The sequence below is a fragment of the Arthrobacter sp. 01N442 genome, assembly GCF_056399345.1.
Genome location: NZ_JBFTRD010000001.1, coordinates 274,052 through 298,244, shown reverse-complemented (window position 1 = coordinate 298,244; position 24,193 = coordinate 274,052). Strand labels below are relative to the sequence as shown.

Genomic DNA, 24,193 nt, shown 5'->3' with positions numbered 1-24,193 from the left:
ACACCGCTTAGTCGTACCCTGCGAAAGGTATCTTCGTGCCCGAACTTCCCGTCTGGTTCGAGATCGGCTCCTTCGTCGTTCTTGGAATCATCCTCACCATCGATCTGCTCCTGGTGCTGAAGCGCCCGCATGAGCCCTCCATGAAGGAAGCAGGCCTGTGGGTCTCCTTCTACATCGGCCTGGCGCTCGTCTTCGCCGGAGCCATGTTCCTTTTCACGGGCCCGGAGTACGGCGGACAGTTCATCGCCGGCTGGGTGACGGAATACAGCCTCAGCATCGACAACCTGTTCGTCTTCATCATCATCATGGCGCGCTTCTCGGTACCCCGTAAGTACCAGCAGGAAGTCCTCATGGTCGGCATCATCATTGCCCTGATCCTGCGCGGGATCTTCATCATGCTCGGCGCGATCGTGATCGAACAGTTCAGCTGGGTTTTCTATATCTTCGGTGCCTTCCTGCTCTGGACCGCCTGGAAGCAGGCCCAGGACGAGGGCGAGGACGAGGAAGACAAGGAAAACCCGCTGATCGCCCGGATCCGCCGCATCCTGCCGATGTCCGAGAAGTTCGACGGCGGCAAGCTCCGCACTGAGGTCGACGGCAAGAAGGTCTTCACCCCGATGGTGATCGTCTTCGTGACCATCGGCATGACCGACCTGCTCTTCGCCGTCGACTCCATCCCGGCCATCTTCGGCCTCACCCAGAGTGCCTTCATCGTGTTCACCGCCAACATCTTCGCCTTGATGGGCCTGCGCCAGTTGTACTTCCTGCTCGGCGGCCTGATGAGCCGGCTGATCTACCTCAAGCACGCGCTGTCCGTCATCCTGGCCTTCATCGGCGTCAAGCTGGTGCTGCACGCCATGCACGTCAACGAACTGCCCTTCATCAACGGCGGCAAGCACATCGAGTGGGCCCCGGAAATCCCGACCTACGTTTCGCTCGGCGTGATCGTCGGAACGATCATTATCGCGGTCATCGCCAGCCTGGTCAGCTCCAAGGCCTCGAAGGCCAAGCTGGACGCCCGGCTCGAAGAGGACTCCCGCAAGAGCCTCACCGACGCCGAGTAACGCGCCCCGACAGCCCGTCTCCGGGCTAAGCTCGGGACGTGAAAAATTTCAACGCCACGACGGCGGCCGGTACGGCGCTGCACCCGCAACGGGTGCAGCGCCGTACCGTTGTCGTGCTCAGCGCCGCGCAGCTGCTCAGCGGCGTGGGCGGCGGTGCCAGCCTTTCCGTCGGGTCGCTCCTCGCGGTCGAGCTCTCCGGCTCCAACGCCTGGGCCGGCTCGGTGACCACCACCATGACCCTCGCGGCCGCACTGGCCGCGCTTCCGCTTGCGGGCCTTGCCGGCCGGCGGGGACGCCGGGCAGCCCTCGTGACCGGCCTGCTGTCCGCTATGACCGGGGCAGTGCTGGTCATCCTGGCCACCGTCACCGCCTTCTTCCCGGCGTTGCTGCTCGGTGCCGCGATGCTGGGCCTGGGCACGGCGGCCAACCTCCAGGCCCGCTTCGCCGCCGTGGATCTCGCCGAACCCGAACACCGCGGCCGGTCGCTCGCAATCGTGGTGTGGGCCGTGACGGTCGGCGCCGTGGCCGGGCCGAACCTAATCCAGCCCGGCGCGTTGGTGGGGCAGGCCCTGGGCCTGCCGCCGATTTCCGGGCCCTTCGTGTTTTCGACCGCCGGACTGGCCCTCGCCGCGGTGCTGCTGTTCATCGGTCTGCGCCCGGACCCGCTGCTGCTGGCCGCCCGCCTCCGCGCCGCAGGCGAGGAGTCGGGCCAGGGGCCAGGGCAGCGGCCGGGGGATGGGCCGGCGGAGGAGCCAGCGAAGGGGACAGTGGCAGCCCGGCGCAAGCACGCGTTGCGGAACGGTCTGCGGGCGGTCCGTTCCTCGCCGCGGGCCACGCTGGCGCTGCTCGCCGTCGTCGCTGCGCACGGCTGCATGGCCGCCGTGATGTCCATGACCCCGCTGCATCTGCAACTGCTCACCGAGGGCCCCATGGCCGGCCATGCCGCGGAGCACGCGCATGCCGCCGGCACGGACGTCTTCGTGCTGATCGGCTTCACGATTTCGCTGCACATCGCCGGCATGTACGCCCTTTCACCCGTAATGGGCTGGCTCACCGACAGGGTGGGCCGGCTGCCGGTGATCCTGGCGGGCCACGGGTTGATCCTGCTCGCCGTCTGCGTGGCGGGCTTCGGCCAGGCCCAGCCCGCCCTGGTCACCACCGGACTGGTGCTCCTGGGGCTGGGCTGGTCCGCGGCCACGATCGCCGGCTCCACCCTGCTGGCCGAGAGCGTCGCTGCCGGGGACCGGGTCCTGGTGCAGGGCGTGTCGGACACGCTGATGGGGGTCGCGGGCGCTGTGGGCTCGGGCTTCGCCGGTCTCGTGATGAGCGGCGTCGGGTATCAGGGCCTGAACCTTGTGGCGGCCGTCGTGGCCGCCGCGGTGCTGGGCGTGGTCCTGCAGGCAGCCATCCGGGCGCCGCGTACCCCTGCGCCGGCCTGAGCCTGAGGCCTGAAACCCGGGCCTGCGTCCTGAAACCAGGCCTGCATCCTGAACCCCGGGCCGTGAACCCCGGGGTTGCGGGCGCTTCAGGCCCGCATGCCTCGGATCATGCCAAGCAGCCGGCCGAAGATGGCCTCACCGTCGTCGGCGATGCCGTCGTGGTGGAACTCATCCGACTCCCAGACCTCCAGGCCCCGGACGGCGGCCGCAGTCTCCAGCGACAGCTCCCGGTCAACGTAGATGTCGTCGCTGTACACGGCGGCGGCCACCGGCACATTGTTCAGGGCCAGCCGCTCGGGATCGTAGAGCGGTTTCCAATCGTCCTTCTCCGCGAGCAGCTGTGCCACCGCGCGGAGTGGGCGCAGGGCGGGATCCTGTTCGAAGTACCAGGGGTAGACCATTTCCCCGGTCAGCAGCGGGTCGGCGGCGTCCGGGCGGAACTCGGGGAACGACTGGAGCACCCGCAGGGCGGCCCAGTCGGTGGCTTCGCCCTGGCCGTAGATGGACTCATGCATGAGGGCATAGAGCGGATTCGATGCCCGCGAGACAAGCCCGCGGACCTGCTCCAGGAAGCCGTCGGAGAGCCTGTCGCCGTCGGGGGTGCTGACGAAGGCATCCTCCAGCAGGTGGTGCAGGCCGTCCACCCGGGTGTTGCCGCCCAGGTAGGAACCCACCATCTGGAAGCGTTCCACGGTGAGCCTGCTGCCGTCGGGCAGGAGTTCCTCGTGCTCGCGGAGGTGCCGGGCGATGCGGCTGACCAGTTCCCGGTCCTGCGGATACCAGCCGAAGTACTCGGCGTTGCGGGCCGCGACGCGCCGGAAAGTTGCCTGGTAGACGCGGTCCGCGGGGCCGGACAGGGGAGCGAGGCCGCCGGTGATCAGCGCCTCGCGCAGCCCCTCGGGCGCGAACGACAGGTAGCTCAGCGCGCAGAAGCCGCCGTAGCTCTGCCCGTAGATGGTCCAGGGCGCGGCGCCGAGGGTCCGCCGGATCGCTTCGGCGTCGGCCACGATCGAGTCGGCCCGGAAGTGCGCCAGGTATTCGGCCTGTTCCCGGTCACTGCCGCGCAGCGGCAGGGTCTTGCGGTCGATGGGGGAGGAGAGTCCGGTGCCGCGCTGGTCCAGCATCAGGATCCGGAAATCCCGGGCCGCGGCCTTGCTCCAGCCGCCCAGGGCGGGGAAACGGTTGCCGCGCCCGCCCGGACCGCCCTGCAGGTACAGCAGCCACGGGAGTTCGGCGGCGGCCTCCTCGCTGTGGTCTGCGGAGACGTATTCCCGGGCGAAGACGGTGATGGATTCCCCGTCGCCGCCGAAATGGTCCAGTGGCACCTCGAAGTAGTGCTCCGCGGTGCGCATGCCGCGGTAGTCGTGCCGCGCCTTGACGATGTGGGGGACGGCAGCGGTCCCCAGCTCAGCCGTGTCAGCCACGGGCATCGGCCGTCCGGGCGCCCGCGAACGCGTCCAGGGCGTCTCCGGTGAGCCGGAAGGTGGACCACGCCTCCATCGGGGCGGCGCCGAGGTTCTTGTAGAAGGCGATCGAGGGCTCGTTCCAGTCCAGCACGCTCCACTCAACCCGGGCGTAACCGCGGTCGACGGCGGTGGCCGCCAGGTGCTGCAGCAGCGCCTTCCCGTGTCCGGCGCCGCGGGCCTCGGGCATGACGTAGAGATCCTCGAGGTAGATCCCGTGCACGCCTTCCCAGGTGGAGTAGTTCAGGAACCACAGTGCGAAGCCCTGGACGTCGCCGGCCTCGTTCTCGGCCATGGTGGCGTACACGCGGGGGTTCTCTCCGAACAGCACCTCCGTGAGCATCTCCGGGGTGTTGCGGACGGCGTCCGGTTCCTTCTCGTAGATGGCCAGGTCGTGGATCATCTGCAGGATGGCGGGGACGTCGTGGGGCGTGGCCGGGCGGATTACACTCATGGTCGCCAGTTTACTAGCGGCTACAGGCGGTTCACGTCCGTCACGCGTAAGACGGCGGTGCCGGTTTCGTCCGAAGCGGCCAGGTCTACCTCGGCAGAGATGCCCCAGTCGTGGTTGCCGGCCGGGTCGTCGAAGATCTGCCGGACCTTCCAGACGCCCGGTTCCTCGGTGATAATCAGCAGGCCCGGCCCGCGCGCGTCCGGGCCGGTCCCGATGTCCTGGTGCTCTTCGAAGTAGTCGTCCAGTGCGTCCTCCCAGCGCTCCGCGTCCCAGCCGGAACCGCCGTCGAGTTCGCCCAACGCGGTAGCGGCCTCATCCGCGAAGAGCTCCACCCGCCGGAACATCTCGTTGCGGACCATGACCCGGAAGGCACGGATATTGGAGGTCAGCGACGGCGGCGGGGGCGGCGGGGCATCATGCGGGGTCGGGGCGGCGCCGGAGGTAAGTTCCTCCCATTCGTCCAGCAGGCTCGAGTCGACCTGGCGGACCAACTCGCCGAGCCAGGCGATGAGGTCCTCAAGGTCCTCACGCAGCGCGTCCTGCGGCACGGTCTGGCGCAGGGCCTTGAAGCCGTCGGCCAGGTAGCGCAGCACGATGCCCTCGGAGCGGGCCAGGCCGTAGAACTGGACGAACTCACCGAAGTTCATCGCGCGTTCGTACATGTCCCGGATCACGGATTTGGGGGCGAGTTCGAAGTCGCCGATCCACGGAGCGGCCTTGCGGTACACATCGAACGCCTCGCCGAGGATCTCCGCGAGCGGCTGCGGGTAGGTGACTTCCTCGAGCATGGCCATCCGCTGGTCATACTCGATCCCGTCGGCCTTCATCGCGGCGATGGCTTCCCCGCGGGCCTTCTTCTGCTGGGCGGAGAGGATCTGCCGCGGCTTCTCCAACGTCGACTCGATCACCGAGACGACGTCGAGGGCGTACGACGGCGACTCCGGATCCAGCAGTTCGAGCGCTGCCAGGGCGAAGGGGGAGAGCGGCTGGTTTAGGGCGAAGTTCGCCTGAAGGTGGACTGTGAGCCGGACGCTGCGGCCGTCCGGGCCCTGCTCCGCGGGCGGGATGCGTTCGACGACACCGGCGGCCAGCAGTTCGCGGTAGATGCCCAGTGCCTTCTTCATCAGCTGCAGCTGCGCGGCACGCGTCTCGTGGTTTTCCGTCAGCAGTCGGCGGGCGGCCTTGAACGGATCGCCCGGGCGTTCCATCAGGTTCATCAGCATCGCGTGCGTGACGGTGAAGCTGGAGCTCAGCGGGTCCGGCACCGAATCAACCAGCCGCTTGTAGGTGGGTTCGCCCCAGGAAACGAAGCCTTCCGGCGGCTTCTTCTTGACCACCTGGCGGAGCTTCTTCTGGTCGTCGCCGAACTTCGCCGTGGCCTTGGCCATCGCCTTGACGTTTTCGATCACATGCTCGGGGGCCTGGACCACCACCGTGCCGGCGGTGTCATACCCGGCCCGGCCCGCCCGGCCCGCGATCTGGTGGAACTCGCGCGAATTCAACAGGCGGGTGCGGACGCCGTCGTACTTGCTCAGCGCCGTCAGCAGGACCGTGCGGATGGGGACGTTGATCCCGACGCCGAGGGTGTCCGTGCCGCAGATGACCTTGAGCAGGCCGGCCTGGGCGAGTTGCTCCACGAGCCGGCGGTACTTGGGCAGCATCCCGGCGTGGTGCACGCCGATGCCGTGCCGGACCAGCCGGTTGAGGGTCTTGCCGAAGCCCGCGGCGAAACGGAACCCGGCGATCAACTCGGCGATCTTGTCCTTTTCCTCCCGGGTGCAGACATTGATGCTCATCAGGTTCTGGGCGCGGTCGATCGCCTCCAGCTGGCTGAAGTGCACCACATAGACGGGCACCTGCTTGGTGGAGAGCAACTCCTCCAGGGTCTCGTGCACGGGTGTCTGCTGGTAATAGAAGTGCAACGGGATAGGCCGTTCCGCGGAACTGACGGTCGTCGTCGGGCGCCCGGTCAGTTGGGTGATGCCCTCCTCGAAGCGGCTGACGTCGCCCAGGGTGGCGGACATCAGCAGGAACTGCGCCTGCGGAAGTTCCAGCAGCGGCACCTGCCAGGCCCAGCCGCGTTGCGGATCGGAGTAGAAGTGGAACTCGTCCATGATGACGGCCCCAAGGTCCGCGTCCGAGCCCTCGCGCAGGGCCACGTTGGCGAGGATTTCCGCGGTGCAGCAGATGATCGGCGCGTCCTGGTTGACGCCGGAATCGCCGGTGATCATGCCGACGTTCTCTGCCCCGAAGATCTCGCACAGGGCGAAGAATTTCTCCGAGACGAGGGCCTTGATCGGCGCTGTGTAGTAGCTGCGGGCCCCGCGCGCCATCGCCTGGAAGTGCGCTGCGATGGCCACCAGCGACTTGCCGGACCCGGTGGGCGTCGCCAGGATCACGTTGGCGCCGGCGGCGAGCTCCATGACCGCCTCGTCCTGCGCTGCGTACAGGGCCAGCCCGCGGCTCTCGGTCCATTCGACAAACCGGGTGTAGAGCTCGTCCGGATCGAGCCCGTGCCTGCCGGGAACGCGGGCGGCCGGGGCGGGGAGCTGATCAACAAGTTTCATTGCCTTCCAGCTTAGTGGCCCGGGGCGCTGCCGGTGGGCTACTCGGAAGGGTCAACACTTGAACTTTCAATTAAGTCGGCGTACGTTAGTTGTAGCTTCAACTAACCACCTATTTCCCAGCAGAACAGAAACTGATGAACAACCTCTTGACCCGCCTCATTGGAAAGAAGAATCCCATGATCGACATCACCATCATCGGCAACGGAAACATGGCCCGGGGCATCGCCACCCGCGCCCACGCGGCAGGCCGCAGCGTGGAGATCCTCGGCCAGGACGCCGCCAAGGCCCAGGCGCTGGCCGGGGACCTGGGCAACGGTGCACGCTTCGGCACCACCGCCGATGCACCCCAGGGGGACATCGTCCTCCTGGCCGTCCCCTTCGATGCCGCCAAGTCGGTGGTCGCCAGCTACGGCGGGAGCCTCGCGGGCAAGACGCTCGTGGACATCACCAATCCGGTGAACTTTGAGACCTTCGACTCCCTCGTCGTGGATCCCGGGACTTCCGCCGCGGAGGAAATTGCCGCGCTTGCCCCCTCCGGCGCCAATGTGGTCAAGGCCTTCAACACCACCTTCGCCGGAACCCTGCTGGCCGGTGAATCCGCCGGCCAGCCCCTGGATGTCTTCATTGCCGGAGACGACGCCAACGCCAACGGGGCGGTCAGCAGCTTCGTCGGCGATGCCGGGCTGCGGCCGATCGTGGTCGGTCCGCTCAAGCGCGCCCGCGAACTGGAAGGCTTCCAGTTCGTGCTGATGACCCTCCAGGCAAACCCCGAGTTCGCCGACTTCAACTGGGACACCGGCCTGAAGGTCACCAAGTAATGCCCGCCGCACACAGTGCCCCCGTGGTGGCGTCTGCTGGTACGACCGACCCGGCGGCGCCCTTGGTGGTGCTCCTGCATGGACGCGGTTCCAATGAGCTTGGCATCATCGGCCTCGCCGAGCAGCTGCCGGCCGGTCCCGCCTACGCCGCCGTCCGGGCGCCGATTGCCGAGGGCGGCGGTTACGCCTGGTTCGCCAACCGCGGCATCGGCCGCCCGGTTGCGGAGTCGCTGACCGAAACAATGGCCTGGTTCCGGGCATGGCTTGACGCGGCAGCCCCTGCCGGCCGGCCCGTTGTGCTGGTCGGTTTCAGCGGCGGTGCGGCCTTTGCCGGCGGCCTGCTGCTCGCCGATCCCCAGCGTTATGCCGGCGCGGCCATCCTTTATGGCACCCTCCCGTTCGAAGCGGGCGTTCCCGTGGCCCCGGCCGGCTTGGCGGGCGTTCCGGTCTTCGTCGCCCAGGGCGATCAGGACCGGGTCATCCCGGCGGAGCTGCTGGAGCGCACATGGCGGTACCTCCACACGGAATCCGGGGCGGCCGCCCGCGGGCGCCGTGATCCCGGTGGCCATGGCATCACCGGCCAGACCCTGGCAGAGCTCGGCCGCTGGATCGAGGAAAACCTTGCTCCCTTCTACCCGGCGGATACGGCAGCGGCTACCGACGCCGCGCGCTGAGCCGTTTGCGCCGCGCCGCCGGGCCGACACGCCTCCGGAGGGCTAGGCTTCCGCTGACAGAGCCATGGGGAAGCGGAGGAACGCGTGAAGTGGGATCCAGCCAAGTACGTGCAATTCGGGGACTATAGGGACCGGCCGTTTTTCGACCTGACCGCCCGCATCCATGCCGAGGCTCCGCGGAACGTCGTCGACCTTGGCTGCGGACCTGGCAGCCTGACCGCCACACTGGCGGCGCGCTGGCCGGGCGCTGCCGTGCAGGGGCTGGACTCCTCCGCCGAGATGCTCGAGAAGGCGGAGGCCATCGGGGCGGGGGCAGACAACCTTGCGTTTGGCCTGGCGGACATTGCCGACTGGATGCCGACGCCGGACACCGACGTCGTCGTCACGAACGCGGCCCTGCAGTGGGTGCCCGGGCATCGGGAATTGCTGACCCGCTGGCTCGCGGCATTGCGTCCGGGGGCGTGGTTCGCGCTTCAGGTCCCGGGCAACTTCAGCTCACCCTCACACACCCTGATGCGGAGCCTTGCTGGCTCGGACGAGTGGTCCGGCCGGCTGGCAGGCGTGCTGCGCCACGACGACGTCGTGGCCGAACCCGCCGAGTATCTGGAGCTGATGCTTGATGCGGGGTGCGACGCCGACGCCTGGGAGACCACCTACCTCCAGCTCCTGCCGGGGGCCGACCCGGTGCTCGAATGGGTGCGTGGGACCGGCCTGCGCCCGGTGCTGGCCGCGCTCACGGCGGAGGAGGCGGGCCGCTTCGAGCGGGAGTATGCGCGGCTGCTGAGGGAGGCTTATCCGCCCGGTGCGCACGGGACGGTTTTCCCCTTCCGGAGGATCTTCGCCGTGGCTCGCAAGCGCGGTTGAGCGGGGTAGATCCCGGTCGCCGCCGGGCGGTGCGGGAGGGCAATTCGTCCGCCACCCGAGCCATTTGACGAATGTGACACGCCGTATGACAACAATCGGAGTGTGATCGGGCTTACAATGACAAGGCGGTCTGGGGGCGGCCGCGTTCTGGTCCTAGTCCGAGCCCTGTTCTAGCGATGGAGGTTCGGTGCTACTTCGCCTGATGGGGCGCTTGCTTGTCGCCCACAGGATGACCGTCCTGGCCATCATCTGCCTGCAGCTGCTGCAGACCACCGCCAACCTGATGCTTCCCACCCTGAATGCGGCCATCATCGACGACGGGATCGTGGCCGGCGACACGCGTGTAATCCTGCGGCTGGGGGGCTGGATGGCGGCCGTCGCCATTCTCCAGGTCGGAACCGCCATCGCCGCCGGCTACCTCGGCGCCGTCGTGGCCATGCGCGTGGGCCGCGAGCTTCGCGAGGAGCTGTTCGCCAAGGTCCAGACCTTTTCCTCCCAGGAGGTCGGCGCGTTCGGGGCGCCGAGCCTTGTCACCCGGGCCACCAATGACGTCACGCAGATCCAGAACCTCACCGTCCTGGTTTTCATCATGCTCGTCGCTGCGCCCGCCAGCTTCATCGGCGGCATCGTGCTTGCGGCCCGCCAGGACCTTCCACTCTCCGGGATCGTCGCCGCGGTGATTCCGGTGCTGGCCGGGCTCATGCTGCTGATCGTGCGCCGGCTGATTCCGCTGTACCGGCGGGGCCAGGAACTTATCGACCGGATCAGCCGGGTGCTGCGGGAACAGATCATCGGCGCCAACGTCATCCGGGGCTTCGTCCGGCAGGAGCACGAGATCCGGCGTTTCGACGCCGCAAACCGGGACCTCACCCGGAACAATCTGGACTCGGCCCTGCTGGTGGCCGGCATGAACCCGATGATCATGGTGGTGGTGAACCTGTCCTCCGTCGCGGTGGTCTGGTTTGGCGGCCACCGGATCCAGTCCGGAGACATGCGCCTGGGCGCTCTGACGGCCTTCGTCGCCTACATCCTGCAAATCCTGATCGCCATCATGATGGCGATGTACGTCTTCACCACGGCGCCCCGCGCTGCCGTCTGCGCCGAGCGCATCCAGGCGGTTCTCGATACCGAGCCCGCCATCGGCGGTCCGGATCCGGCCGCCCAGCCGCCAGAGCCGGACCCGGCGGCCCCACCGGTCCACGGCCCGGACCACGCCGGCCCGGTGCCCGAAGGCACGGTCGAGTTCCGCGACGTCGCCTTCGCCTACCCGGGTGCCGAAGCCCCCGTCCTCAGCGGGGTCACGTTCAGCGCCGCTCCCGGAACCACGACGGCGGTCATCGGCGCCACCGGCAGCGGCAAGACCACGCTGCTGAACCTGTTGCCGCGCCTCCTCGACCCGACGGCGGGCAGCATCAGCATCGGGGGCCGCGGGATCCGCTCGCTTCCGTTGGCGGAGCTGCGCTGCCTGATTTCCATGGTGCCGCAGCACTCCTACCTCTTCTCCGGGACCCTCGCGGATAACCTGCGAATGGGCCGCCCGGACGCGAGCGACGCGGAACTCTGGCGGGCCCTGCAGACGGCACAGGCCGAAGATTTCGTCAGCGAGCTCCCCGGCGGCCTCGACTCGCCGGTCAGCCAGGGCGGCACCAACTTCTCGGGCGGCCAGCGCCAGCGTCTGTGCATCGCCCGGGCGCTGCTTCGGCCCGCTCCCGTCTACCTTTTCGACGACAGTTTCTCCGCCCTCGACTACGGCACCGACGAGAGGCTTCGCGCCGCCCTGGAGCCGGCGCTGCGGGAGGCCACGGTGCTGGTCGTGGCGGAACGCGTGTCCACGATCGAGGAGGCTGACCTGATCCTTGTGCTGGAGGAGGGCCGGCTCGTGGCCCAAGGCACCCATCGGGAGCTGATGGAGTCGTCGCGTACCTACCAGGAGATTGCCGCCTCCCAGCTGGTCCTGGAGGAGACCCCGTGAGCGCGGACTTCGCCGCCCCGGCACGGACGGCTGCCGCTAAATGGCGGACCGCCGGGAGGCTCCTGGGCCTCCTGAAGCCGGTGCGCCGCCGCATGGCCGGTGTCATCGCCGCCACCTGCGCCTTCGCGGCGCTGAACGTGGCGGCACCCAAATACCTCGGCGACGCCACCGACGTCGTGGTGGCAAGCGTCGTCGGGGGTCCCTTCGATGAACAGAGGCTCGGCCGGCTGCTGCTCGAAGTCGCGTTGATGTACCTTGGCGCCTCCCTGTTCAGCTGGATCCAGGGCGCCCTTACCGCCACGGCCGTGCAGCGGCTGAGCTACGGGCTCCGGGCCTCCGTGGAACGAAAGCTCCACGTGCTTCCATCCAGCCATTTCGACGACCAGCACCGCGGCGACGTGCTCAGCCGGGCCACCAACGACGTCGACAACGTCTCGCAGGCGCTCAATCAGCTGCTCAACCAGCTGATCATGTCGGTGCTGATGCTCTCCGGCGCCTTGGCCCTGATGTTATGGCTGTCCCCGCTACTGGCAGTGATCGCCCTGGCCTCGGTCCCGCTCTCCACCCTGATCACCGTGCTCGTGGCGCGGAGGTCGCAGGCGCATTTCACCGAGCAGTGGGCCGGCACCGGCGAACTCAACGCGCACCTGGAGGAATTCTTCACCGGGCACGAGGTGATCAAGGTCTTTGGCCGCCAGGAGAACGCCGCGGAGATTTTCGCCGGGAGCAACCAGCGGCTCTTCCGGGCGGCGTCCAGCGCGCAGTATCTCTCCGGCGTCGTGCAGCCCCTGATGATCTTCGTCTCCAACCTCAACTACATCGCTGTCGCCGTGATCGGCGCGCTCCAGGTGGCCGCCGGCAGCATGACGATCGGCGGTGTCCAGGCCTTCATCCAGTTCAGCAGGCTCTTCAGCCAGCCGATGGGCCAGATCGGCGGGATGCTAAACCTGATGCAGTCCTGCGTGGCCTCCGCCGAGCGCGTCTTCGCGCTGCTGGACGCGCCCGAAATCCCGTCGGATGCTGCGGAACCTGCCGCCGGAGCGGCGCGTGCCGCGGCCGTCCGCGCCGTCAATGAGCGCGCCGCTGGCGCCGAGCCGCCGGCGCCCGCGGGCCGGGTCACCTTCGAGGGCGCGACCTTCGGCTACAGCCCCGGCAAGCCCGTCGTGGAGGACCTTTCCTTCACTGCCGAGCCGGGCCAGACAGTGGCGATCGTGGGACCCACCGGGGCCGGCAAGACCACGGTGGTGAACCTCCTGATGCGGTTCTACGAGCTGGACTCCGGACGGATCACGGTGGACGGAATCGACATTGCCGACATGCCGCGCGACACGTTGCGGTCGGTCTTCGGCACCGTGACGCAGGACGCCTGGCTGTTCACGGGCAGCATCAGGGAGAACATCGAGTACGGCCGGCCCGGCGCCAGCGACGGCGAGATCATGGCCGCGGCGCAGTCCAGCCATGTGGACCAGTTCGTCCGCGCACTCCCGGCCGGCTACGCCACCATGCTCGGCAACGACGGCGACTCCCTGAGCCGCGGCCAGCGCCAACTTATCTCGATCGCGCGTGCTCAGCTGGCCGGACGCAGCGTCCTGATCCTCGATGAGGCCACGAGCTCGGTGGACAGCCGCACGGAAGTGCAGATCCGGAACGCCATGGCCAAGCTTCGGCAGGGCCGCACCAGCTTCGTCGTCGCCCACCGCTTGTCCACGGTCCGGGACGCTGATCTAATTCTGGTCATGGACCACGGACGGATAGTTGAGCAGGGCAACCACCAGGAACTAATGGCCGGGGGCGGTTTCTACGCCGCGCTCTACCGGGCCCAGTTCGCCGGCCGCGAACAGGCCGAGGCTGTCCTGGAGCCCGAACTGTGAGCTCCGCCGAACGTGCCGCGGCGCAGTTCCCGGGCAGTTGGAAGCCCAACACCGGCAGCTCGGTGCCGCTCTTCGAACAGCTCCGGCTGAATATCATCGAGCAGGCGGACAACGGCACCCTGGCGCCGGGCACCCGCCTGCCCGCCGTCCGCAGCCTCGCCGGCGAACTGGGGGTCGCGCCGCACACCGTGGCGCGCGCCTACAAGGAACTTGAGGCGGCCGGCGTCGTCGCCACCCGCGGCCGGAACGGAACCGTCGTCTGCGCCCGGGACGAGGCCTGGGGCTCCCTCACCGCTGCCGCTTCGGAGTACGCGGCGGCGGCCAAAGCGCAGGGCGCCAGCTTCGCCGAGGCCGTTCAACTGCTCGCCGCAGCGTACGACCGCCAATAGCACACCCGACGCCCGAATAGATATTCGAAGAAGTTTTCGATTAGCATTGGAGGCGTGCCTAAAGCCGTAGCTGAAGAACCTGCCGTTGATGTCCAGCCTGCCGCCGTTCCGGTGAAGTCCGGAAAAGCGGGCGGCTCCCGCTCGTCCAGCCCGGCCTCCTCGGCCGTGGAGCTGGCCCGCCCGGACCTGTCCCGACTCGTCGTGAAGGGCGCGCGCGAACATAACCTGCGCAATGTCGACCTCGACCTGCCGCGGGACGCGATGATTGTCTTCACCGGCCTGTCCGGCTCCGGAAAGTCCTCGCTCGCCTTCGACACCATCTTCGCCGAGGGGCAGCGGCGCTACGTGGAGTCGCTCTCCGCCTACGCCCGCCAGTTCCTGGGCCAGGTGGACAAGCCCGACGTCGACTTCATCGAGGGCCTCTCGCCGGCCGTGTCGATCGACCAGAAGTCCACCAGCAAGAACCCCCGTTCCACCGTGGGTACCATCACCGAGATCTACGACTACATGCGCCTGCTCTGGGCCCGGGTGGGACGCCCGCACTGCCCCGTCTGTGGCGAGCCGGTCACCAAGCAGACCCCGCAGCAGATCGTTGACCAGCTCCTGGAGCTGCCTGAGGGCACCCGGTTCCAGGTGCTGGCGCCGGTGGTCCGCGGCCGCAAGGGCGAATTTGTCGAACTGTTCAAGGAACTCACGGCGAAGGGCTACTCGCGGGCCAGGGTGGACGACAAGCTGATCCAGCTCAGCGATCCGCCCAAGCTTGGCAAACAGTTCAAGCACACCATCGAGGTGGTCGTGGACCGCCTGGTGGTCAAGGAGGGTATCAGCCAGCGACTCACCGACTCGGTCGAGACCGCCCTGGGGCTCGCCGAGGGCCGCGTGCTGGCCGAATTCGTTGACCTCGAGGCGGACGACCCGGAGCGGATCCGGGCCTTCTCCGAGCACCTCGCCTGCCCCAACGAGCATCCGCTGGCGATCGATGAGATCGAACCCCGCTCGTTCTCCTTCAACAACCCCTTCGGCGCCTGCTCCGCCTGCAGCGGCATCGGCACCAAGCTCGAGGTTGATGAGGAACTCCTCATCCCCAACCCGGAGCTCTCGCTCTCCGAGGGCGCCATCGCCCCGTGGTCGCTCGGCACCGCCACTACCGAGTACTGGAACCGGCTGCTCGGCGGCCTGGCCAAGGAAATCGGCTTCAAGATGACGACGCCGTGGGAGAAGCTCTCCAATGAGGCCCGGCAGACCGTGCTGCACGGCAAGGACCACAAGGTTGTGGTGCAGTACCGCAACCGCTTCGGCCGGGAACGCAAGTACAGCACCGGCTTCGAGGGCGTCGTGCAGTACGTGCACCGCAAGCACACGGAGACGGATTCAGACTCGGCGCGGGACCGCTACGAGGAGTACATGCGCCAGGTTCCGTGCCCCGCCTGCAACGGTGCCCGGCTGAACCCGGCGTCGCTGTCGGTCCTGATCAACGGCAAATCGATTGCCGAGGTCGCCGCGCTGCCGATGCGCGAATGCGCGCACTTCCTCGACACCCTGGTCCTCAGCGGCCGTGAGGCCCAGATCGCGCACCAGGTCCTCAAGGAGATCCAGGCGCGCCTGACCTTCCTGCTCGACGTCGGCCTCGAGTACCTGAACCTGGAACGGCCCTCCGGCACCCTGTCCGGCGGCGAAGCCCAGCGCATCCGCCTGGCCACCCAGATCGGCTCCGGGCTGGTCGGCGTGCTGTACGTCCTCGACGAGCCCTCCATCGGCCTGCACCAGCGCGACAACCGGCGCCTGATCGAGACCCTCACCCGGCTCCGCGACCTCGGCAACACGCTGATCGTGGTCGAGCACGACGAGGACACCATCCACGAGGCCGACTGGGTGGTGGACATCGGACCCGGCGCCGGCGAGCACGGCGGCAAGGTGGTCCACTCCGGCTCCTACCAGGACCTGTTGAAGAACACCGAGTCCCTGACCGGCGACTACCTCTCCGGGCGCAAGTCCATCGAGGTGCCGAAGAAGCGCCGCAAGTACGACAAGAAGCGCGAGCTGAAGGTCGTCGGCGCCAAGGAAAACAACCTCACGAACGTGGACGCGGCCTTCCCGCTGGGCCTCTTCACTGCCGTCACCGGCGTCAGCGGCTCCGGCAAGTCCACCCTGGTCAACGAGATCCTCTACAAGGTGCTCGCCAACAAGCTCAACGGCGCCAAGCAGGTCGCCGGCCGGCACAAGACCGTGCAGGGCCTTGAGCACCTCGACAAGGTGGTGCACGTGGACCAGAGCCCCATCGGCCGCACCCCGCGCTCCAACCCGGCCACCTACACGGGCGTCTTCGACCACATCCGGAAGCTCTTCGCCGAGACCACCGAAGCGAAAGTCCGCGGCTACATGCCCGGGCGCTTCTCCTTCAACGTCAAGGGCGGGCGCTGCGAGGCCTGCTCCGGCGACGGCACGCTGAAGATCGAGATGAACTTCCTGCCGGACGTGTACGTGCCCTGCGAGGTCTGCCACGGTGCGCGCTACAACCGCGAAACCCTTGAGGTGCACTACAAGGGCAAGACCATCGCGGACGTGCTGAACATGCCGATCGAAGAGGGCGCCGAGTTCTTCGCCGCGTTCTCGCCGATTGCCCGGCACCTGAAGACCCTGGTCGACGTCGGCCTCGGTTACGTCCGGCTCGGCCAGCCTGCCACGACGCTCTCCGGCGGCGAGGCGCAGCGCGTCAAGCTGGCTGCGGAGCTGCAGAAGCGCTCCAACGGCCGCAGCGTCTACGTCCTCGACGAACCCACCACCGGGCTCCACTTCGAGGACATCCGCAAGCTGCTGATGGTCCTGCAGGGCCTGGTAGAAAAGGGCAACACCGTGATCACGATCGAGCACAACCTCGACGTCATCAAGAGCGCGGACTGGATCGTGGACCTGGGACCCGACGGCGGTTCCGGCGGCGGCCGGATCGTCGCCTCCGGCACGCCGGAGCAGGTCGCCAAGTCCAAGGACAGCCACACGGCGGCGTTCCTGGCCGACATCCTCGGCTGACCCGGGCCGCCGGCTAGCCTCCGCGGGAATCACCCGCGGAGGCGTCAGCCCCAACCGGCCCGATGTATTCCCCTAGGGGTATGCGGGTTTTTGGCATACGTGCCGCCGTGAGAAACTAAGCCGGTGACCCAGACAACCGTGCCCGTGATCTTTGACCTGGACGGCACTCTTGTCGATCCGGCCGACGGCATCTCCGGAGGGGTTGCCGTGGCCCTGAGGGAACTCGGGCTTGCCGTGCCCGGGCGTGAACGGCTGAACGCGATGATCGGTCCCAAGCTCAGCCATTCGCTCGTGGACATCGCCGGCGTCCCGGTTGAGTTGCTGGACGACGCGATCCGGATCTACCGCGCCCACTACCTCTCCACCGGCATCGCGCAGGGCCGCGTCTACGAGGGTGTCCGTGCACGGCTTGAGTCCTACGTCCACGCGGGGCGGCCGATTGCCGTCGCCACCCAAAAGCCCGAGCACCTTGCCCGAATCGTCCTGGAACACCACGGCCTCGCCGGACTGTTCCGCGCCATCCGCGGTTCCGCGGCCGACGAGTCCGCCGTCGCCTCCGGACCGGCCGGAAAGGCCGGGATCATCGCGGCCGCGCTGGCAGATCTTGGAACCGGGGACGCCGTCATGGTGGGGGACCGGGCGCAGGATGTCGCCGGAGCGGCGGCCAACGGCCTGGAATGCATCGGGGTAGGCTGGGGTTTTGCGCTCGACGGCGAACTCCGCGATGCGGGCGCAGCGGCGGTGGTGCACAGCACCTCCGCCCTCCACGAAACTATTGTCAGGCTGGACGCCGTCCGTGCCGACACCCTGCAGACCCTGAACGAGGTGCACACCGATGGCAATGTTTGACGCGATCCGCTGGACCACGCGGGGGCTGGTCAGTTCGACCTGCCGCCCCACGGTCGTCGGACTCGAGAACGTGCCGAAGAGCGGCCCGTTCATCGTGGCGCCGAACCACCTCTCCTTCCTGGACAGTGTGATTGTCCAGGCCCTCATGCCGCGGCCCGTGGCGTTCTTCGCGAAGGCGGAGTATTTCACCACCGGCGGCATCAAGGGCAAGGTCATGAAGTCTTTCTTCGAGGCCGTGGGTTCCATCCCGGTGGAGCGCGGCGAGCAGGCAGCCAGCGTGCAGGCCTTGAAGACGCTGCTGGAGATCCTCGACGCCGGCAAGGGCGTGGGCATCTACCCGGAGGGCACCCGCTCCCGCGACGGCATCCTGTACCGCGGCCGCACCGGCGTCGGCTGGCTGGCCCTGACCACGGGCGCCCCGGTGATCCCGGTGGGACTGATCGGCACCGAAAACCTGCAGCCCGCGGACAGCAACAAGATCACCCCGCAGCACTTCACCATGAAGGTGGGCGAGCCGCTCTACTTCGACAAGACCGGCCCGGATCACTCGCTGCCGGCGCGGCGCCAGGTCACCGACCGGATCATGGACGCCATCGCGGAACTCAGCGGGCAGCAGAGGGCCACCACGTACAACCAGAGCAAGAGCGTCGAGTAGTCCGGGCGTGCCGCCCGGGCGCGCCGCGGGCCGGTACGGTCGGATCCGTACCGGCCGGCTCAGTAGAATGGACTAGTGGCAAATCCAGCTAGTTACCGCCCCCAGACGGGGGAGATCCCGACCAACCCGGGTGTATACCGGTTCCGCGACCCGCACGGCCGGGTCATTTACGTCGGCAAGGCCAAGAACCTCCGCTCCCGGCTGAACTCCTACTTTGCCAACCCCGCAGGCCTGCTGCCCAAGACCTACGCGATGGTGCACACCGCCAGCAGCGTGGAATGGACCGTCGTCGGCAGCGAGCTGGAATCCCTGCAGCTCGAATACACCTGGATCAAAGAATTCAAGCCGCGGTTCAACGTCATGTTCCGCGACGACAAGTCCTACCCCTACCTGGCCGTCACCATGGGGGAGAAGTACCCCCGGGTACAGGTCCTGCGCGGCGAACGGCGCAAGGGCACCCGGTACTTCGGCCCGTACACAGCCGGCGCCATCCGCGACACCATGGACACCCTGCTGCGGGTCTTCCCGGTCCGCAGCTGCAGCCCCGGCGTCCTCAAACGCGCCGAAGCCAGCGGCCGGCCGTGCCTCCTCGGCTACATCGACAAGTGCGCCGCGCCCTGCGTCGGCCGCATCTCCGCGGAGGACCACCGCGCCTTGGCCGAAGACTTCTGCGCCTTCATGGGCGGCGAAGCCAAACGCTTCGTCTCCCGGCTGGAGAAGGACATGGCCGCCGCCGTCGCCGAACTCGACTACGAACGCGCCGCCCGGGTACGCGATGACATCATCGCGCTGAAGAAAGTCTTCGAGCGCAACGCCGTCGTTCTGGCCGAAGACACCGACGCCGACGTGTTCGCCCTGCACGAGGACGAGCTCGAAGCCGCCGTGCAGGTCTTCCACGTCCGCGGCGGCCGGATCCGCGGCCAGCGCGGCTGGGTGGTGGAAAAGGTCGAGGACTCCACCACGCCCGACCTTGTCGAACACCTGCTCCAGCAGGTCTACGGCGAAGAAGGCGAAAGCCAGGGCCGGATGCCCCGCGAGGTGCTGGTTCCGGCCGAGCCCAGCAACGCCGCCGAGCTCGCCCAATGGCTCAGCGGCCTGCGCGGCGCCCGGGTGGACATCCGCGTCCCGCAGCGCGGGGACAAGGCCACCCTGCTATCCACGGTCCGGGACAACGCCGAACACGCCCTCAAGCTCCATAAGTCACGCCGGGCCGGCGACATCACCATGCGTTCCCAGGCGCTGCAGGAACTGCAGGAGGCCCTGGATCTTCCGGACGCGCTGATGCGGATCGAATGCTTCGACATCTCGCACATCCAGGGCACCAACGTGGTCGGCTCCATGGTGGTGGTCGAAGACGGACTGCCGAAGAAATCCGACTACCGGAAATTCTCGGTCACCGGAGCGGCTGCCAACGACGACACGGCCGCGATGCATGACGTCCTGACGCGCCGCTTCCGGAACTATCTGCAGGAACAGGCCGAGAAGACGGCCGACAATTCAAGCCCCCTGGCCGCCGCCCAGGCGGCCGCCGTGGCCGACACCCCCGTATCGGACACCACGACGCCGGCGCCGCGGACGAAGTTCGCCTACCCGCCCAACCTCGTCGTCGTCGACGGCGGCAAGCCCCAGGTCAACGCCGCAGCGAAGGCCCTGGCAGAGCTCGGCATCCAGGACGTCTACGTGGTGGGACTCGCCAAGCGGCTCGAAGAGGTCTGGCTGCCGGACAGCGACTTCCCGGTCATCCTGCCGCGCGCCTCGGCCGGGCTCTACCTGCTGCAGCGGATCCGCGACGAGGCGCACCGCTTCGCCATTTCCTTCCACCGGCAAAAGCGCGGCAAGGCGATGACCGTCTCCGCCCTCGACGGCGTGCCCGGCCTTGGCGACTCGAAGCGCAAGGCGCTCCTGAACCAGTTCGGCTCGGTGAAAAGCATCAAGGCCGCGACGGTGGAGGAGCTGACCGCAGCCAAGGGGGTCGGGCCGGCCCTCGCCGGCGCCATCGTGCGGCATTTCAACGCCGAGGACGGCGCGGAAGAGCCCGCTGCTCCCGCCATCAACATGACGACCGGCGAAATCCTCGAAACTTAGCTAGGGCCGGCAATCTTAGCTAGGGTAAGGAGCTGAGGTACGGCGCGCAGCCGGCACGAAACTGCTGCGCGCGGTGCCCTGATGGCAGAGCAAACAGCAGAGATGGGGCACCACGGATGACAGAGTCAACGGCAGGATCCGGCATGGAGGCGGACGGCTTGACCCCCGTCAAGCCGATCGAGGCGGAACTGCTCGTGGTGACCGGGATGTCCGGCGCCGGCCGGAGCACCGCCTCCGACGCCCTCGAGGACCACGGCTGGTACGTCGTGGACAACCTGCCGCCGCAGATGCTCGGGACGCTCGCGGAGCTGGTCTCCCACGCGCCGGGCTCCATTTCCAAACTCGCCGTCGTCGTGGACGTCCGCAGCAAGGACCTCTTCGCGGACATCCGCACCGCGCTGCGCAACCTTGAGGCCAGTGGGGTCACGTTCCGGGTGCTGTTCCTGGACGCCAGCGACGACGTCCTGGTCCGCCGCTTCGAGCAGGGCCGGCGCCCGCACCCGCTGCAGGGCGGCGGCAGGATCCTCGACGGTATCGCCGCGGAACGCGACTTGTTGCACGAACTCCGCGAATCCGCGGACATCGTGCTGGACACCTCGACGCTCAACGTCCACGGCCTCGCGACCGCCATCACCGAACTGTTCAGCGAAACCGGCCCGGTGGCGCTGCGGCTGAACGTGATGAGCTTCGGCTTCAAATACGGGCTGCCGGTGGACGCCAACTTCGTCGCCGACGCCCGATTCATCCCGAACCCGCACTGGGTGCCGCAGCTGCGCCCGCACACCGGCCTGGACAAGGACGTCAGCGACTACGTGCTCGAGGCGGAGGGCGTCAGCAACTTCGTGGAACGCTACGTACTTGCGCTCGAACCCGTCCTGGACGGCTACCGGCGCGAGAACAAGCACTACGCGACCATCGCCGTCGGGTGCACCGGCGGCAAGCACCGTTCCGTCGCGGTGGCAGTGGAACTGTCGCGGCGGCTGGCACAGTACCCCCGAGTCACCGTCACCACCACCCACCGGGATCTGGGCCGCGAGTAATGGCGCTCCTCACCGGGCCGCTGCCCCTGGTGCCGGCCGCCAGCGCGGCCTCCGCCGGCCAGCAGGACAAAGGCCCCTCCGTGGTCGCCCTCGGCGGCGGCCACGGCCTCTCCGCCTCGCTCTCGGCCCTGCGCCTGCTCACCTCGGAACTGACCGCCATCGTCACTGTCGCGGACGACGGCGGCTCCTCCGGGCGGCTGCGCGACGAGTACGGCGTGCTGCCCCCGGGGGACCTCCGGATGGCCCTGTCCGCGCTCTGCGACGACACGGACTGGGGCCGGACCTGGCGCGATGTCATGCAGCACCGCTTCAAACCCGGCAAGGGCCCCGGCGGTTCGCTCGACGAACACGCCATGGGCAACCTGCTGATCGTCACGCTGTGGGAACTGCTGGGCGACGCCGTCGTCGGACTGCAATGGGCAGGAGCGCTGCTCGGCGCCCGGGGCCAGGTCCTGCCGATGTCCACCACCCCGCTCACCATCGAAGGTGAGGTGCGGGTCGGCTTGCCGGACGGCACGACCGAACTGCAGACCGTCAGCGGGCAGGCCAAGTGCGCCGTGGCGGGAACCCTCGAAGCCGTGCGGCTGCTGCCCGAATCGGCCCCGGCCTGCGTCGAGGCACTGACCGCCATTGAGCTCGCCGACTGGGTGGTCCTCGGGCCCGGCTCCTGGTACACCTCGGTGCTGCCGCACCTGCTGCTGCCAGAGATGCGCGACGCGTTGTGCAAGACCGAGGCGCGGCGCTGCCTCACGATGAACCTCGCCACGGACACCAAGGAGACCCTCGGCATGTCCGCCGCGGACCACCTGCGCGTGCTGCGCGACTACGCGCCGGACTTCAGCGTCGACGTCATCCTCGCCGACCCCGCCTCGGTACCGGACCTCACGGATTTCAAGCAGGCGGCCGGGATGCTCGGAGCAGAGGTGGTCTTGGGTAAAGTAGGGGCGTCGAGCCGCCGGCCGATCCACGACCCGCTGCGCCTGGCAACGGCGTACCACGACATTTTCGGGAACAGGTAGGAAAGGTGCCATGGCACTGACAGCATCAGTCAAGGAAGAACTTTCCCGGCTGGACATCAAGAAGTCCTCGGTCCGCAAGGCTGAAGTGTCCGCCATGCTCCGCTTCGCGGGGGGACTGCACATCATCTCCGGACGCATCGTGATCGAGGCCGAGGTGGACCTCGCCTCGACCGCCCGCCGGCTCCGCGCGGCGATCGCCGAGGTCTACGGGCACCAAAGCGAGATCATCGTCGTCTCCGGCGGCGGACTGCGCCGCGGCAGCCGCTACGTGGTGCGGGTGGTCCGCGACGGGGAAGCCCTCGCCCGGCAAACCGGCCTGCTGGATGCGCGCGGCCGCCCCGTCCGGGGCCTGCCCTCCGTGGTGGTCAACGGCTCCGCCGCCGACGCCGAGGCCGTCTGGCGCGGCGCGTTCCTGGCCCACGGCTCGCTCACCGAGCCGGGCCGCTCGTCCGCGATGGAAGTCACCTGCCCCGGCCCCGAATCAGCCCTCGCGCTGGTCGGCGCCGCGCGCCGCCTCGGCATCCAGGCCAAGGCCCGTGAAGTCAGGGGAGTGGACCGCGTGGTAATCCGCGACGGCGACACCATCGCGGCGCTGCTGACCCGGATGGGCGCACACGATGCGCTCATGGTCTGGGAGGAGCGGCGGATGCGCAAGGAGGTCCGCGCCACCGCCAACCGGCTGGCCAACTTCGACGACGCCAACCTGCGCCGCTCGGCGCAGGCCGCCGTAGCCGCCGGCGCCCGGGTGGACCGGGCCCTGGAGATCCTCGGCGACGACGTCCCGGACCACCTCAAATATGCCGGCGAACTCCGCGTCGCCCACAAGCAGGCCAGCCTGGACGAACTCGGCCGGCTCGCCGACCCGGTGATGACCAAAGACGCCATCGCCGGCCGGATCCGCCGCCTCCTGGCGATGGCGGACAAGCGGGCCCAGGACCTCGGCATCCCCGGCACCGAAGCGAACGTGACGCCGGAAATGCTGGACGAGTAGCCGGCGCCGGGAATACCTCAGCCGGACCGGGGGCTATGCCCACTGGATCCGCATCCATAGACTTCCGGGTGTCCAACCATCCGGATGCACAATCCGAGAGTTAGCAAAACCGGACGAACCCGTCCACGACATTGGAGGATTTTGTGACCGAGTACGTACTGCCCGAACTTGACTACGACTACGCTGCGCTGGAGCCCCACATCTCCGCGAAGATCATGGAGCTGCACCACAGCAAACACCACGCCACCTACGTTGCCGGCGCCAACAACGCGCTGGCCCAGCTGGCCGAGGCACGCGAAAAGGGCGACTTCGCCAACATCAACCGCCTCTCCAAGGACCTCGCGTTCCACACCGGCGGCCACATCAACCACTCCGTGTTCTGGAAGAACCTTTCCCCGGACGGCGGCGACAAGCCCGAGGGCGAACTCGCGGCCGCGATCGACGACGCCTTCGGCTCCTTCGACGCCTTCCGCGCCCAGTTCAGCGCCGCGGCCCTGGGCCTGCAGGGCTCCGGCTGGGGCTTCCTGGCCTACGAGCCCATCGGCGGCAACCTCGTCATCGAGCAGCTCTACGATCAGCAGGGCAACGTCGCGCTGGGCACCACCCCGCTGCTGATGCTCGACATGTGGGAGCACGCCTTCTACCTGGACTACGTCAACGTCAAGGCCGACTACGTCAAGGCTTTCTGGAACATCGTGAACTGGGCCGACGTCGCCAAGCGCTTCGACGCCGCCCGCAAGAACGCCACGGGCCTCATCACCCTCTAGGGACTGCCCGGCCGGAAGGCCGCCAAGCAGTAACCTGGATGTAACAAAGCTCACATTTCGGGCCGTTGGTCCCGAAACGTGGACAGCCCGCCCCCGCACTTGCGGGGGCGGGCCAACTTAAACGTAAGATGGATCACGGAAGGCGGTTAGCCTTCAGCAACGTGGCTGGTCGCCCTCCGATCTGG

Annotated in this window: 19 protein-coding genes; 16 read left to right on the top strand and 3 right to left on the bottom strand. The window is 68.1% G+C overall.

Annotated elements, in window-relative coordinates:
• Positions 1-35 precede the first annotated feature (35 nt).
• Entirely contained in the window at positions 36-1,064 is a 1,029-nt protein-coding gene (locus tag AC1DNC_RS01325) for a TerC family protein (RefSeq protein WP_476860765.1), read from the top strand.
• 38 nt (positions 1,065-1,102) lie between these two features.
• Positions 1,103-2,503, top strand: a complete 1,401-nt coding sequence (locus tag AC1DNC_RS01320; protein WP_476860764.1) for an MFS transporter — start codon at positions 1,103-1,105, stop codon at positions 2,501-2,503.
• An 86-nt stretch (positions 2,504-2,589) separates the two neighbouring features.
• Here the strand turns inward: AC1DNC_RS01320 and AC1DNC_RS01315 are convergent, their stop codons facing one another.
• From AC1DNC_RS01315 to AC1DNC_RS01305, 3 genes are read right to left on the bottom strand one after another with little or no spacing between them, the layout of a single operon-like run.
• Complete coding sequence (locus tag AC1DNC_RS01315; protein WP_476860763.1) at positions 2,590-3,933, bottom strand: alpha/beta fold hydrolase; 1,344 nt, start codon at positions 3,931-3,933, stop codon at positions 2,590-2,592.
• The gene (locus AC1DNC_RS01310) at positions 3,920-4,420 is read right to left on the bottom strand and encodes an N-acetyltransferase family protein (RefSeq protein WP_476860762.1); all 501 of its coding nucleotides are present in this window, start codon (positions 4,418-4,420) and stop codon (positions 3,920-3,922) included. The genes AC1DNC_RS01315 and AC1DNC_RS01310 overlap by 14 nt, the downstream gene beginning before the upstream one ends.
• A gap of 20 nt (positions 4,421-4,440) precedes the next feature.
• A complete protein-coding gene (locus tag AC1DNC_RS01305; RefSeq protein ID WP_476860761.1) occupies positions 4,441-6,987 on the bottom strand; it encodes a DEAD/DEAH box helicase in 2,547 nt (848 codons plus the stop codon).
• A gap of 176 nt (positions 6,988-7,163) precedes the next feature.
• On the opposite strand from AC1DNC_RS01305, the gene AC1DNC_RS01300 reads away from it, so the two are divergent.
• From AC1DNC_RS01300 to AC1DNC_RS01235, 14 genes are all read left to right on the top strand, one after another.
• Entirely contained in the window at positions 7,164-7,805 is a 642-nt protein-coding gene (locus tag AC1DNC_RS01300; protein WP_476860760.1) for an NADPH-dependent F420 reductase, read from the top strand.
• Complete coding sequence (locus AC1DNC_RS01295) at positions 7,805-8,479, top strand: alpha/beta hydrolase (RefSeq protein WP_476860759.1); 675 nt, start codon at positions 7,805-7,807, stop codon at positions 8,477-8,479. Before AC1DNC_RS01300 ends, AC1DNC_RS01295 begins: the two co-directional genes overlap by 1 nt.
• An 84-nt stretch (positions 8,480-8,563) precedes the next feature.
• Positions 8,564-9,343, top strand: a complete 780-nt coding sequence (locus AC1DNC_RS01290; protein WP_476860758.1) for a trans-aconitate 2-methyltransferase — start codon at positions 8,564-8,566, stop codon at positions 9,341-9,343.
• Positions 9,344-9,545: 202 nt separating this feature from the next.
• Entirely contained in the window at positions 9,546-11,315 is a 1,770-nt protein-coding gene (locus AC1DNC_RS01285) for an ABC transporter ATP-binding protein (protein ID WP_476860757.1), read from the top strand.
• 92 nt (positions 11,316-11,407) lie between these two features.
• Positions 11,408-13,186: an ABC transporter ATP-binding protein gene (locus AC1DNC_RS01280; protein ID WP_476860958.1), complete on the top strand. Its 1,779-nt coding sequence runs from the start codon at positions 11,408-11,410 to the stop codon at positions 13,184-13,186.
• Positions 13,183-13,575, top strand: coding sequence for a GntR family transcriptional regulator (locus tag AC1DNC_RS01275; protein WP_476860756.1), 393 nt, complete (start codon positions 13,183-13,185; stop codon positions 13,573-13,575). The genes AC1DNC_RS01280 and AC1DNC_RS01275 overlap by 4 nt, the downstream gene beginning before the upstream one ends.
• A 165-nt stretch (positions 13,576-13,740) precedes the next feature.
• Positions 13,741-16,602: an excinuclease ABC subunit UvrA gene (gene uvrA / locus AC1DNC_RS01270; protein ID WP_476860957.1), complete on the top strand. Its 2,862-nt coding sequence runs from the start codon at positions 13,741-13,743 to the stop codon at positions 16,600-16,602.
• A gap of 123 nt (positions 16,603-16,725) precedes the next feature.
• A complete protein-coding gene (locus AC1DNC_RS01265) occupies positions 16,726-17,451 on the top strand; it encodes an HAD hydrolase-like protein (RefSeq protein WP_476860755.1) in 726 nt (241 codons plus the stop codon).
• The gene (locus AC1DNC_RS01260) at positions 17,438-18,106 is read left to right on the top strand and encodes a lysophospholipid acyltransferase family protein (RefSeq protein ID WP_476860754.1); all 669 of its coding nucleotides are present in this window, start codon (positions 17,438-17,440) and stop codon (positions 18,104-18,106) included. The genes AC1DNC_RS01265 and AC1DNC_RS01260 overlap by 14 nt, the downstream gene beginning before the upstream one ends.
• A gap of 75 nt (positions 18,107-18,181) precedes the next feature.
• A complete protein-coding gene (gene uvrC / locus AC1DNC_RS01255) occupies positions 18,182-20,191 on the top strand; it encodes an excinuclease ABC subunit UvrC (RefSeq protein ID WP_476860753.1) in 2,010 nt (669 codons plus the stop codon).
• A gap of 116 nt (positions 20,192-20,307) precedes the next feature.
• A complete protein-coding gene (gene rapZ, locus AC1DNC_RS01250) occupies positions 20,308-21,231 on the top strand; it encodes an RNase adapter RapZ (RefSeq protein ID WP_476860752.1) in 924 nt (307 codons plus the stop codon).
• Positions 21,231-22,250 carry a gluconeogenesis factor YvcK family protein gene (locus tag AC1DNC_RS01245; RefSeq protein WP_476860751.1) on the top strand — a complete coding sequence of 340 codons (1,020 nt, stop codon included), beginning with the start codon at positions 21,231-21,233 and terminating at the stop codon, positions 22,248-22,250. The genes rapZ and AC1DNC_RS01245 overlap by 1 nt, the downstream gene beginning before the upstream one ends.
• A 10-nt stretch (positions 22,251-22,260) precedes the next feature.
• Positions 22,261-23,241, top strand: a complete 981-nt coding sequence (gene whiA, locus AC1DNC_RS01240) for a DNA-binding protein WhiA (protein WP_066438143.1) — start codon at positions 22,261-22,263, stop codon at positions 23,239-23,241.
• A gap of 143 nt (positions 23,242-23,384) precedes the next feature.
• Positions 23,385-24,008 (top strand): superoxide dismutase, encoded by a 624-nt coding sequence (locus tag AC1DNC_RS01235; RefSeq protein ID WP_175323312.1) that lies wholly within the window; start codon positions 23,385-23,387, stop codon positions 24,006-24,008.
• The last annotated feature ends 185 nt before the right edge of the window (positions 24,009-24,193 follow it).